The sequence below is a fragment of the Photobacterium sp. 270122K genome (assembly GCF_059941365.1).
Map to the genome: position 1 here is coordinate 560837 of NZ_JBPOEN010000001.1, position 13066 is coordinate 573902.

Consider the following 13066-nt stretch of genomic DNA (forward strand, 5'->3'; position numbering starts at 1 on the left):
TTTATTTAAACGAAGGCAGGAGAACCACGTAACCAACTGATTTTGAAGAATTTAAACATTCATAAAGTTCATGGCTTTTTACATCACCATCTATAAAAGTGAGCATAACTGCTCCTTCATTAGGGGTGAACTCCCACTTGTCATTAGAAGTTATCCAGCCGTCTGAATCCATATACCTATAATGTATTTGCACCTGTGTTTCGGTGTTGAACAAAACTACTTGTTCACCCTGGATCTCAATAAACTGTTGACTACCCCACTCGACATTAACCAGAGAAGGAACCACTGAACTGTCACTCTCACTTAGCGCCAATGACAAGTCACCTAGTATATTCTGCTCATTCATTACGAAGACTTGTGGAGAATTGGTCGATTGTTTGACGAATTGCTTTACTTGTTGGTAATAGCTAACAAATTGTGGCCATTTGGCAGCAAAATGGCAAAACCGATCAAGATTCTCTCTACGTTTAACGGCTTCACTCCAGACTCGTTCACGTTCTAGGTCCTTGATTAGTTCTTTCCAGTTTTCTGTATTAGTGTTTCTGCCTTGAACCATCGCGTCCAACGAAAGTTTATCTAACGTCATACGAGACCTCCTCTTTAAAAGGGGATTTTAACGAAGTAAGCTTATCTCTTAGCTCCTCAATGTCCGTACAATCGCCACTCTTGATTTTATATTGATCCAATAGAGTCTTACTTCCTACAGATTTAAACAATGCCAGACATAAAGGGCTTGGTTCATCACTGTGTACTCTACAAAAGTAGTCAATGATTTTTGTCACAACAGATCTAACTTCACTAGTTGTATGATGAGATTCCCCTTCGTTTTTCTTCGCAGTGTACTGCGGTTTGTTTTCCCCTTTTGTTAAGTATTTGCCCCTATACAAGTGAAAACCTGGGATGTGCGACTCGATATCTAGAAAAACGCACAGATACCTAAATGATGAGTCAACTTTGTATCTAGTCTGACTCTTTTTAATGTAAACTGACTTGTCGTACTTAAGAGGATGAACTACATTGCCTAACTCGTCCAATAGCTTCTTGTTAGCCTGCAACCAAAAATAAACCATGTTTGCAGCTACCAAATCACTATAAATGGCTAAGCAATGTGAGAGTTTAATCAAATCAGCTTCAAAAGTATCGGCCTCAGACTGACCATCAATGAGTTCGACCTCTTCATCTATGAGTCGCTGTACTCCAGAAAATGACTTTCCTGATTTAAGCTTGCACCAGAAATCGATTTGGCTGAACAACTTTATATCATGGGGGATTCCTCTAGGTAACTTCCCGTAGTTAAAGCTATCGGACAAAAACATACTGATTATGTAATCTTTAGCATTATCCTGACTTTTAAAGGCAAGAGATACTCTTCGCTCATCGAAAACCTCGAGACTCTCATATAGTATCAACTCAACAACCATTTGGTTCTGTTCTAGATACTTTCTGCGACCTTCTACGCTCCAGTCCGTAATTGGCAATGATTCTTCAAGGCAATCATGCATAATTTATAAACCCTGATTTCAATTGTTGTTTGACTAATAGACTCTTTAGTTGACTGGTTTCATCAGCTGTTAGGTCTATTTCCTCTTTACAAACTGCTTCTTTGATTTTTTCTGAAATACCACAAAACCTTAAACCAGCCCATGAAGATGGATGTAGAAATAGCTTCTTGGCACGTTCTAGCTCATCTTCACTCCGTGCTTCTTTTGTTTTCATTGGCCCCAAAAGTCCATCCAAAGTTTCATTACAACCTAAGGTATTAAGATAAGGGGAAAGTCCTAACTCTCTCATTTTGTCGAGTTCGGCATTAGCTCCTTGTGTAACCCACCAACGTTGAGCTGCAAGTAGAGCTTTTGATGGTGAAGTACCAGTATTTACAAGTTGGTCATAATGAGATTTGATATGTGCTGTAACTATATCAGGCAACGCCCACAATGAACCGATTGAGCTAACAGCACCCCACTCTATCATCCGCATATCAAAACCGAATGCTTCATTTACAGGGATAGAAAAGACACTTAAAGGGATATTACTGCCACTCTGGCAAGCCCAGAATTCAACACGCTTCATACCCGCAACCTTATTAACCAACTCCAAGTCATGCAAGTCGAAAAGATCCGTTTTTAGAGATGGCCTGTTAGGGAGTTCATGGGCGCAATGGCCATAATAGGAAAATACCTCGCTACTTCGAACTGCATCAACAAAGTCACTTTTTGAAACGTTATTCTTCAAATCGGGAACATGCTGATTCGCTACATTATGAAAACGGGTTTCCCCACCATTGATGCATTTAGCACCACTACGCTTATTGAAGTGAGTTACATGATTACAAAGATAAAGAACTGTGGGGAGCCAGTTTACCTCATCAACCAATGTATAGAGCTCTTCACCTTCAATTCCAGTGGCAGCCCAAGGTATCTGTGATGCAAAAAAAGACGTCAGCAACCCAATGCGTTTGCAATTACTCGGTAAGATTTCATGCCAATTGATAAAGTCTAGAGTCCAAGGCATAAGACCATCAGCATTTCCCCTCACAAATTCACCAAGATCGTTAACTAAGTTTCGTGGTAAGCCGACACTATGACCCGTTACCGCAAGTTTTCCGTCAACTATTGTAGCAACCAAAATGAGAGCATCATCGTAGCTCGACTCAATGTCAATTCTGACCAAAGTTAAATTGGGGTTCTTACGTAACGCTTCTTCAAAGTGCGAAAATTGAACTGAGTAGTCACTGTTTCTTCGTTTCAAAAATGCAGGATCTAGCCTGTCAATTAAACTTTCAATCTTAAGAAAGTCAGCTAAACAGTCATCGGATTTGTGTCTTAGAAATGCAATCGCATCTTTGGAATCTAACGCACATTTAAGTAACGTAGTATACCGTTCAGGCTCGTAGAAATACGTAACATCTCGCTCTTCTTCTATGATTGACGCTTTTTGTGCTCTTTCTAAAACCTCTGTGAGTGCTGCCTCAACATTAACTTCATTTAAATGCTCTAACATCAACGCAAGTTCGTTGAGGTTAAAATGAATAGACCCCAACTGAAGCAAATCACTACGTAAAGGCATACAGATTTTCTCTGTTGGAACTTGCCAATGTTTATTTGCGCTTTCACAAAAACGCAGAGCACTACAGTTTTCTAGTAACTTGAATGAAGTCGTTAAATCGTTCTGTTCCATTAGTATACGAGCAAGCCCTGAACATACTCTTTGAACTAGAGATGCTAATACATCGGCTTCTGCATCACTCTTGCAAGTTCTCCGAATTTCCATCAGTTCATATTGCTTTTTAAATAGCTGCTTTAAGTTTTCTGGCAACGGTTTGGCTTTTGCAGTCCGCACCAAATAATCAATTTGTTGCTCAGGTATAGCTATATCAACCCCAGGGTTAATTGTCATAATTTTTAGAGGGTCGATCCCGAAATGAGGTGCGATATCTAAAATAGTCTCACATAGATCTTTGTGTTTTGGAGAGTCTGAGAAATGCATCAACCTAGCAAAACTCAGCCCAAGAGCTTGCTCTGGATCCATGACATTCATAAACGGTGGTAAGTTGTAATTCTGGTAGTCTAGGTACAGTTTCACAGAAAGCGCTTGTGATTGACATGCCTTCTGATTAAGTCCTTGATCGAAAAGTACGCTCGCTAAATTGAAGTGGATAATTGAAAGCTGACCATCTTTAATCACCTGAGGCACTTCACTATTCCTTAATAAATCAATCGCTTGAACATGAAGTAATTTGGCTTTGTCTAAGCAATCAACGTCTTTAACAGGCCAAAGATAGTCATATGCGGCCCTACGATAAGTTGCTGCTAATTGCGAGAGACTGGAAGCGTGCTTCTCAGGAATAAGTCGCCTTTGAGGTGTATCTATCGCACGGTTAAAGTATTGAATCGCTTTATGTAGGTTATGCTTGGTTCCACCTGGTAATTCAGTGTGATATGAAAAGTGCAATACTCCTAAGTCGTGACAGGTTGAAGCTCTCGCCAATGGATCCTTACGAGCGATCTTCAAAGCTTTAGATAACAACTTTTCTGCTTTCAGAATATAATTATCATCTTTTGTCTTTAAGAGTTGCTTAGCCGATTCAGTATGGTCAAACCATTTTTGTGTAATATGTCTACGAAGCAGTAAATCTTGCATAATGCTGTACTCCATAGCATGTTCGGCTTGTATTGAAAAACAATCCATTTGCTATCCTTATTTATATTTTTTGCTGTAGTCAGCCATTATTGCGACTGTGTGGCCGTACCAATTTAAATAGTCCATCAAATAATAGCTGATTTCCTTTGATGCCTCAGTCATATATCCGATCGCTGAAAACCACTCCGTTTTCAGGCTTCTGAATAAGCGCTTTGATCGATAGAGTTTCACAACATTCCATATTTAACAGGCTAACCAACCCATCAGCGAAGAACATTTTGACTCACATCCAGTAAGCAGCAAGCCTCTGAAAAAGTACAGCCTTCAACAGAATAAAACAGGCAACTTCAGTTTAAATTCAGCAAAAAAGTACGTCGTTGTTTTGTCATGAAACACCTATAAAACGAGGCGGAAACTTTACCACCTAAAATGATGTCTGGACATGATTACAAAACCACCTCAAGAACACAACAAATGTAATCTTATAATTTACGGAAATTCTAATGTATCAGGCATTTAAAGAACATCACAAACAAGGGTGATACTACTCCCACAGCCTCCTTCCTTGTAAGTTCACCTACAGCGAGGCTTTGTTATTAAGTTTCGTAATGAGTTTTAACAATGGTAGAAACTCACTTCGAGGCAAATCTGAGTAACACTATCACCCGGCGAAAAAGTGAAGAACATGATTGGCTCGAGCCCCATCAGCGAGTCAGCCAGATCTGGCTCCAACCACCAAACACAAAAAAGGCGCTGTTCGTGAAAACAGCGCCTTCATTCAATCTGCTATTGCGATTACTCGCCGCAGTCTGTGCAGCTTTGTAGGGCGATTTCGTGTTCAAACACAAGGTTGCCCGCTAGCTCTGCAATTTCGTCTGCAACAGCTTGCTCGTCGTCTGCTTCTACTTCGTTGTTCGCTAGTTCTTCTTCAGAGTAGCCGTAGTAGTTCAGTAGCAAGTATTCACGCACATCGTCTTCTGTGCAGGTTACGTTCACAGCAAAATCAGACGCAACGTCACCTTCCGCCATCATCGCTGTCACTTGCACAACGATTTCTTCTTTCATCGCAGCCGTTAACCAGCCAAGATCGGTATCAACTTGCGTTTTTTTACAATCAAAGCAAGGCAGTTTGTGGAAGTAGTATTGAAAAGTTGCCATCGTCATTTTTCCTTCTAGCAATATGACCCCAGATTATGCTGATTTTATGGGTAAATACTAGGGTGTATCCCTTAATTATTTGCACCATCGTTATAGGTCCAAAATTCGTGAAAGCATAGCGTGCTCTTCCCCCACCGTCCCAGCTTCCTCTCACGCCCTTACCGCTGTTACACGCATTACAAAAAGCTTCGAGCAACACGATGCTTTACTGATCATAGGCTTGTCCACCCATGCCTCAATAAAGATACTGAATCGCCATTTATAAAAGGCACAATATACAACCTTGATAGGATTAACTGCGTGAAAATTGGAATCGTCCAAATGCCGATGGCGTGGACTCTGGAAGATAACCTCGCCACCCTGCATCGCTACCTTGCGGCCTATCACCTCACGGTCGATACCCTGATTTTTCCGGAGCTGAGCCTCAGCGGTTTTCATCGTCATGTCCGCACACAGTCCGATCCAGAGCGTATTGGAGCAGCCTTACGCCACCTGTCACACTGGGCGCAGCATTATCAGGTGAATGTGTGTGTCGGCCTGCCTTATCCCAGCCGCGGACGGGTGTATAACCGCTACCTCTGCATTGACCGTTACGGCGACATCGCTGGCCAATGGGATAAAATCGGCTTAACGGACAGTGAACGCACCTACTTTACCGCCGGTACCGCGCGCCCCATCATCACCCTTGATAATGTCACTATCAGTGCTTTTCTGTGTCGTGAAGCAGACGACGTGGATGACATTGTTGCCTCCCTGCATCATCAATCGGTAGATGTGATGCTTTGGCCCAGTTACATCCTACGCGCCAATGAGGCATCGCAAGATACCGGCTTCTACGCAGGAGCCGCAGCCATGGCCAAAGCCCTCCATTGTGTCGTGATTCAATGCAACTGGCCGTCGGCGTTAAATGACACGGCAATTCAGGGCATGGGAAATAGCGTGGTGATTGGAGCGAACGGCCAGCGGATCGCCCAGCTGCCGCAAGATGCTGTCGCCGTGGGGATCGTTGATACGCAACAGGGCACATTTTCACTGACATAGCGAATCATGCACATGAATAGGTAATCCCTCTATTGTGAGCCACACTTAACACTGGCCCTGACGGACGTAGTACGGCTGCTATGCACAGTGAGTTAGCTCCTTTAATCTTTGAGTTGTGCGCCATCATCATCAGTGCCGCCTTGCTGGGCACGGTGTTTCTTTATGCCCGTCAGCCCATCATTCTGGCCTATATCGCCGCGGGTATGCTGATAGGGCCGCACGGCATCAATTTGGTCACCAGTGCAGAAAACATCACCCAAATCGGCAACCTTGGGGTGATCTTATTGCTGTTTTTGATTGGCCTGAACCTGCAACCCAAAAAGCTGCTTTCCTTGTTTCAAGAAAGTGCGCTGATCACCCTCGGCACCTGCGCCGCCTTCTTTGTGTTTAGCACCCTGTTCTGCCTTGCCATTGCGTTTTCACTGCGAGATGCCGCTATCATCGGGGCGGCACTGATGTTTTCTAGTACCGTCATTGGCTTGAAGCTCATCCCCACCACCACCTTGCATCACAAACGGTTGGGGGAAATCATCACCAGTATTTTGTTGGTGCAAGATATTCTCGCCATCAGTGTGATCATTTTTCTCAATATGGGCGATGGCATGGGGAACGGCAATGTCATGCTGTTGAGCTTTTTGCTCATGCTGGGGAAATTTGCCTTGGTCTGCCTGTTAGCCTTCATGGGTGTGCGGTACGTTATCTTGCCGCTGTTTCGCCGCTTTGATGTGATCCAAGAATACAGTTTCGTGACGACGCTGGCGTGGTGCTTTCTGTGGGCGGAACTCAGCCACCAAGTGGGATTGTCTTACGAAAGCGGGGCGTTCATTGCGGGGATTTCCATAGCGGTCAGCCAAGTATCACAGGCGATTTCTGTCCACTTAAAGCCGCTGCGCGAGTTCTTTTTGATCTTGTTTTTCTTTGCCATCGGCGCGCGGATGGATATCAGCCAAGCCAACCTGTATAGCTTGCTCGGGGTGCTTTTAGGGTTCTTATTGATCGCGGTGAAATACGGGGGCTTTGCCTTGGCGCTCAAATGGGCGAAAGAGAAACCCACCGTGCGGCACGAGCTCAGTGCGCGACTGAGCCAAGCCAGTGAGTTTTCTTTTCTGGTAACGTATGCGGCCATGCAGGCCCAATTGCTGTCGCAACAGGCCGTGCTGTTTATTCAGATCACCACTATCACGACGTTTATTGTGTCGACCTATTGGGTGGTGAAGCGCTTCCCCACCCCCATTTCCATCGAGAAAAAACTGCGGCAGGATTAACGTTGGTGAACCGGAAAGTGCATGGTTACACTGAGCATGTCTTCATGTGCCACTACCGTCACCCACGGCGCGTTGACCGCGTGCAACCAAGAGATTGTCTCTGTCACCGTCTGCTGTGTCGCGAGGGAAAATGTCGGGCGATCCACAAAATAATAAGTCCGTGCCGTCCGAAAATCCCCGCGATTGGCCAAGGTAAACATGCGTTGATCCAACTGATCCCGCGCAGATGGCGTGGTTAACAACGGCAAGCTGGCCAACACATCGAGTGTGTGACCTACCGCGTCATCCATGACCGTCATGTGGGCATAGGTGTAACCGTCTTTACGCAGGCTATGCAGTACCGCTGTAACATGCGCTTGGGTTGACGGTAATTGCCATTCCACCTGCTGCACGCGTCCGGCATGAAGGTGCACGACCTGCAAATTCGCCGCTATGCCATACAGGGTTTGCTTATCACGGCAATATGTCAGCGCCTCGTCATACATAGCAGAGCAATCAAAGGTATCCGGGAGGGAAGCAACGTGTTGCGCCGTATCACCCAGCTGGATCTCAGTACGTGCATCCCCTAGCGGCTGCGCATTGACGGTAAATGCCGCCATACACAGCGCGAGTGCGGCTCGTTGTGCGCCTCGGCTTGCCTTGATGACTTTCGATTGATTATCCGTTTTCATCTGCTCACTGTTCACACTAATCCTTTCTCAGGCCATATTTATATCAGTAATCTGCAGATAAAAAAAACTGCAACTCCAACAATTGAAATTGCAGCACTACGGTCAGCATTAACGTAGTAAAACTTGGAGGTGGTGACACGGTGCCAGTCACCTCCAGAGCGGCAGGGAAATCGGTATCGTAATTATTCTTATGGTGACGCTGTTTAATATCCTGTGTTGATATCTGCCTTACATCGACCAGATGTAGTAGATCTGGGATTTCATACGGATGATGATACCGCGAATGACATCCAAAAATTGCAGGAAGCCAATCGGTTTTTCAGCGCTGATCCATGCAAGACCTACAGAGCCGACCGGAATGTCATACCCCGCAGATTCATCCAGTTTCAGGCGGACAAAGTGGTGTTTGTTCATCACATTCTGCCCCGTGGTTTGGCGAATATTGTCATCACGCCCCAGCAAGTTACCTTGCGATTCACCGGTCGCTTCCACAATGCCTTCCACTTGGGCATTGAAAATCTTGCCTGGGTACACCGCCGAGGTAAATTCCGCACGCTGACCCACTTTCACATTGCGGATCGCCTGATGATTCACACGCATCAGCACGTATTTTTCGTTGGTGTACATCTGCATACGCGGCACCATGCCCACGTACTGCCCTTCTCGCATAATGAAGTTGGTCACGTAACCATCAGCAGGGGCATACACCTTGGTGTTGTCCATATTCCATTGTGCCTGCGCGACGTTTTCATGCTCGGTGTCCACATCCACTTCACGGCTCTTCACATTCAGAGCGGATTTTTCCGCATCTAACGTGGCACGATTGGCGGACAATTTGGCTTTTTCAAGCTGCGAGGCCAGTGTCACCACCTCGGCATTGGCAAGCGTAACGGCCGTGCGTTGCTGATCCATCTGCGTTTCCGTAATGGTGTGTTTCACCACGCGGTTTTGTTCGCTGTAACGCTTCAAGGTCGTTTGTTTGAACGCTAAATCTTCTTTCGCGGCCGCTAACTGATTGGTCGAGATCTCAATGTCTTTCAATGAGGCTTGCTGGTTTTCTGCCGCAATGCGCACGTCTTCTTTGGCGATAGACAAGGCCACCTGTGCCGAATGCAGCACGGCGTTGGCTTTGTTGAAGGCGATTTGATACGGCGCGTCATCCAAGGTGTATACCAACTGCCCTTTGGTTACCGCTTGGTTCGGGCGCACCAAAATCTCATCCACATGGCCTTTAATTTGGGTCGAGCCTGGGCGCAATTGAATATGCGGGGATTGCACCACGGAACCGCCCGACAAATCCATCGGTGCATAGGTGATCAAACCTACCCACACGAACAGCAGCCAACTGCCACCGCCAATGTAAGCAAAGGCTTGGGTAAACTTATTCCACGGCATGCCCACCATGCGCAGCAAGTAGATAAACAGTGCCCATACGGCTAATCCCTCAAGCATGATCTGCCTCCTTGTCTGCCATTACAGCCGCTGGATGTGCAGAGGCGGCAGGCTCACTCGCAGGGGACGCCATCACAGGGTTGTCATTGCCTTTCCAAATATCACGAATACGGCGCAAAGCTTGCTCGCCATCGACAAAAGCAATAATCACGGCCACGACCCATACCCAGTGCCAGATAAACCCTATCCAGGTTAACGCGGTGATCAAACCGATCTGATGGTGTTCTTTGGTGTGGGCTTTTTGAATCGGTAATTCATGGATGCGCCAAAATCCGTACGCAGCGGCAGCGACAGATCCAATCAAGATCACGGCGGCCACAATGTGTAGTGCGGTGTCGACTCCGCTGTCGACAAAAGGCATGCTGATGAGGCTCATTCGCCCTCTCCTTTTATTTTAAATACTGCACGTTATGCGTTGTAGTTATGAGGGAGAGTGTGCAAAAAAAAGTGATCTCTGTGATTTTTAGTGCCCAGATAAATCAAATTAACGGTAATTTTGATACAATTGAACCATAACCAGCCTGTAAAACACGATAGACGGTGTACAAGATGCCCTTACCCAATACCTTGTTTGATGTTGCATTTATCCGCACACTGTTCATTCATCCAATCATCAAAGCCGTCCACAAACATTACGGGTTACCTGTCGAGCGCCTCTCTGTGCCCCAGACTTTGTTTAATGGCCGCATGACCTTGATCCCATTCATTGATATCAATGCGTTGCTGGAAGAAATAGAAACTTTGGTGGATGATCCGGCCTATATGGCGACACTGGCACCTGATCTCACCTTTGAAGATGTCGAAGGCGGGCTTGGCCAATGGTTTTTGTCGACGCCGGATCTGGCGTTATCATTTCGGCGGATCAATTACGGTACGTCCTGCTTGCAGTCAGGTGCTACGTTTCATGGCGAGCAATCCGGTAAGTTAGTCAAATGGTGTTATGACAATCACTTTTCTCAAGGCCGGGGACGACTGCACGACAGCTTGCGCATGGCGATCATGTTCACCAATACCCTGCGCTATTTTATGGGCAAAGACTATGTGCCCCTGAAGGTAGAGATCAGCGGCCCACCTTGTGGCTATGATCAACCCGGGGAGACTGGCCAGTTTGATGCATTCTTTGGCTGCAATGTGACGTGGAACGCCCCGAAAACCAAAGTGTGGCTGGATATTTCGCTGTTAGAGCATGCCAATACCCACCCGTTTCAATACAACCGCCCTATGATGCTGTCCAACTTAGAGATGGATGAATTCCTGAACATGCCGCAACCCCACGACACCGCCAAAGTGTTTTATGAATTGATTAACTACTCGCGCTATTACGGCCTCCCTAATATTGACTTTTTGGCCGCACGTTTACAGCTTTCACGCCAACAGCTACAGCGGCGACTGCACCAATTTGGCTGGAGCTTCACCGCGATTTCCAGCTATGTGCTGTGTAATCAGGCCATCAAATACATGCAGGTAGACATGCCGATTAAAGACATTGCCACCGCGCTGGGCTATGCCAACAGCCAGAGCTTCAGTAAAGCCTTTCAACGCCAACGCGGACAGACGCCAGCACAATATAAAGAGAACTTACTAGAACGTAGTCGGGGGTAGCAAAACAGGAACGAAGGGAAAAGAAGGGGCTGGGAACGAGTTGCGAGTTGCGAGTTGCGGAAATAAAACACCTAAATAAAAAGGGAAAGCCGATGCTTTCCCTTTTTAGTTGTTCTTACTGACAGTTCTCAATGACGATGTCGTCCAGACACATCAGCCATTAGAAATGGTAGTCAACAGACCATACTACTTGCTGTGAGTAATCAATCTTGGTGCTGTTTTCGCTGTAGTCTTGATCAAGGTAACGGTACGTCAAATCAGTGCTCCAGCTCTCGTTGATGTCGTACATTGCACCCACTTGGCCACCCCATACGAAGTCAGTCGCGCTTTCGCCGCTGATTTTGCTGTCTGCCACACCCGCAGACACACCCGCGAACAGGTTAACATTCTGGTATACCGGCATCAGGTAATCGTACGATGCTAAGAACATGTTTTGACGAGATTTGTCCATGAAGCTGTACGTCCCCATCACACGGTGATGATCGTTAATAATGGCACCACCACGCACTTGGTACGTCGCGTCTTCGCCATTTTGATCATGTGCGCCTTTTACGTTATCGGCTTGATAACCGACACCGCCACCCACAAACCAGTCGGTGTCTGCGGCTAACGCCGGTGACGCCGCAAAAATAGAAAGTGCCAATGCTGAAACTACGGTGATCTTTTTCATTATTTTATTCCTTGTTTCATCACGTGCTCCCTGTGGTCAACACACTGAGCCGTGAAGAAGAGTAAGATTCTGTGTGGTTCGGTATTTACCATACAGGAGTTAGCTGAACAGAAACTTAAAATAGAAAACAACGTTTTTAATCTGAACGACAGCTGAACTTCCAATAGATTATGGAATGAAAGTCCCCCATCACTATATTGCTTTGTCAGCAAAACACTGCCTGCAGGCAATATAACGTCCCCTAGGATAGATATAAAAAATAAACGGGGTGATAAAAAAAAGAGAGCATCCTTACTCTCTAAAAACGGACAACGTAGAACTCATGATGAAACATTAATTAAAAGGCGAAACTAGAAACTAGAAACTAGAAACTAGAAACTAGAAACTAGAAACGATAATCCACTGACCACACCACTTGCTGGGTATAATCCACTTCGCTGCCGAATTTATCGTAATCTTGGTCTAAAATGCGGTAAGTGAGGTCTGTCGACCAGTTCTGATCAATCTTATACTGCGCGCCCACTTGGCCACCCCAAACAAAATCCGTCGAATCCACCTCTACGCCACTGGTTTTGTTCTTTATGGTGTTATCGGCAAAACCGGCAGACACACCCGCAAACAGGTTAATGTGTTGATGCACAGGGATAAGGTAATCGTAAGACGCTAGGAACATGTTCTGGGTCATCTTCCGCTCGCCCAGTAACCCATTCACATCATCGCTGAAATAGCTGTATGTCCCCATTAATCGGTGCTGATCCTGTAAAATAACACCACCGCGCAATTGGTACGTCATGTCTTCGGCATTTTTCGAGGAGTCAGCCACACCGAAGTCTTGTTTCACGGCATCATTTTGATAACCAATACCACCACCGATGAACCAATCGGCATTATTTGCAAGAGCAGGCGTAGCAGAAAGGGCGGAAATAATAACGGTTGATACTACAGCGTACTTTTTCATAAATGCATCCTCACTATTGTGATGTAATTTATATTTATCCCCACGTTGCCGTGGCTGTTTGATGGAATAAACTTAACATGTTGAAACTGAATGAGACCTGAAAATATAA

Annotated in this window: 12 protein-coding genes and 1 pseudogene; 3 read left to right on the forward strand and 10 right to left on the reverse strand. The window is 45.7% G+C overall.

Annotated features, from left to right (window positions below):
- Position 1: 1 nt before the first annotated feature.
- From ACSF8W_RS02515 to ACSF8W_RS02535, 5 genes and pseudogenes are all read right to left on the reverse strand, one after another.
- Positions 2-586, reverse strand: a complete 585-nt coding sequence (locus ACSF8W_RS02515; protein WP_500844745.1) for a hypothetical protein — start codon at positions 584-586, stop codon at positions 2-4.
- Complete coding sequence (locus tag ACSF8W_RS02520) at positions 573-1502, reverse strand: hypothetical protein (protein ID WP_500844747.1); 930 nt, start codon at positions 1500-1502, stop codon at positions 573-575. Before ACSF8W_RS02520 ends, ACSF8W_RS02515 begins: the two co-directional genes overlap by 14 nt.
- Entirely contained in the window at positions 1495-4188 is a 2694-nt protein-coding gene (locus tag ACSF8W_RS02525; RefSeq protein ID WP_500844749.1) for a CHAT domain-containing protein, read from the reverse strand. The genes ACSF8W_RS02520 and ACSF8W_RS02525 overlap by 8 nt, the downstream gene beginning before the upstream one ends.
- A 31-nt stretch (positions 4189-4219) precedes the next feature.
- Positions 4220-4353, reverse strand: a pseudogene (locus ACSF8W_RS02530) (IS3 family transposase); the annotation flags it as partial.
- 582 nt (positions 4354-4935) lie between these two features.
- Entirely contained in the window at positions 4936-5298 is a 363-nt protein-coding gene (locus ACSF8W_RS02535) for a hypothetical protein (protein ID WP_428479915.1), read from the reverse strand.
- Between the two features lie 300 nt (positions 5299-5598).
- Here ACSF8W_RS02535 and ACSF8W_RS02540 point away from each other — a divergent pair, with 300 nt between their 5' ends.
- Both ACSF8W_RS02540 and ACSF8W_RS02545 read left to right on the forward strand, forming a co-directional pair.
- Positions 5599-6339 (forward strand): carbon-nitrogen hydrolase family protein, encoded by a 741-nt coding sequence (locus tag ACSF8W_RS02540; protein WP_500844751.1) that lies wholly within the window; start codon positions 5599-5601, stop codon positions 6337-6339.
- 80 nt (positions 6340-6419) lie between these two features.
- A complete protein-coding gene (locus ACSF8W_RS02545) occupies positions 6420-7604 on the forward strand; it encodes a cation:proton antiporter domain-containing protein (RefSeq protein ID WP_500844753.1) in 1185 nt (394 codons plus the stop codon).
- On the opposite strand, the gene ACSF8W_RS02550 is transcribed toward ACSF8W_RS02545, so the two are convergent.
- The 3 genes from ACSF8W_RS02550 to ACSF8W_RS02560 form a co-directional block, all read right to left on the reverse strand.
- A complete protein-coding gene (locus ACSF8W_RS02550) occupies positions 7601-8290 on the reverse strand; it encodes a hypothetical protein (RefSeq protein WP_500844755.1) in 690 nt (229 codons plus the stop codon). The genes ACSF8W_RS02545 and ACSF8W_RS02550 overlap by 4 nt on opposite strands.
- A 213-nt stretch (positions 8291-8503) precedes the next feature.
- Positions 8504-9727 carry an HlyD family secretion protein gene (locus ACSF8W_RS02555; RefSeq protein WP_500844756.1) on the reverse strand — a complete coding sequence of 408 codons (1224 nt, stop codon included), beginning with the start codon at positions 9725-9727 and terminating at the stop codon, positions 8504-8506.
- Positions 9720-10103, reverse strand: coding sequence for an MFS transporter (locus ACSF8W_RS02560; protein WP_500844758.1), 384 nt, complete (start codon positions 10101-10103; stop codon positions 9720-9722). The genes ACSF8W_RS02555 and ACSF8W_RS02560 overlap by 8 nt, the downstream gene beginning before the upstream one ends.
- A gap of 173 nt (positions 10104-10276) precedes the next feature.
- Between ACSF8W_RS02560 and ACSF8W_RS02565 the strand changes: the two genes are divergently transcribed.
- Positions 10277-11329, forward strand: coding sequence for an AraC family transcriptional regulator (locus tag ACSF8W_RS02565; RefSeq protein WP_500844759.1), 1053 nt, complete (start codon positions 10277-10279; stop codon positions 11327-11329).
- A 160-nt stretch (positions 11330-11489) separates the two neighbouring features.
- Here the strand turns inward: ACSF8W_RS02565 and ACSF8W_RS02570 are convergent, their stop codons facing one another.
- Positions 11490-11999 carry an outer membrane beta-barrel protein gene (locus ACSF8W_RS02570; protein WP_500844761.1) on the reverse strand — a complete coding sequence of 170 codons (510 nt, stop codon included), beginning with the start codon at positions 11997-11999 and terminating at the stop codon, positions 11490-11492.
- A 385-nt stretch (positions 12000-12384) separates the two neighbouring features.
- Positions 12385-12957, reverse strand: coding sequence for an outer membrane beta-barrel protein (locus tag ACSF8W_RS02575; protein ID WP_500844763.1), 573 nt, complete (start codon positions 12955-12957; stop codon positions 12385-12387).
- Positions 12958-13066: the final 109 nt, after the last annotated feature.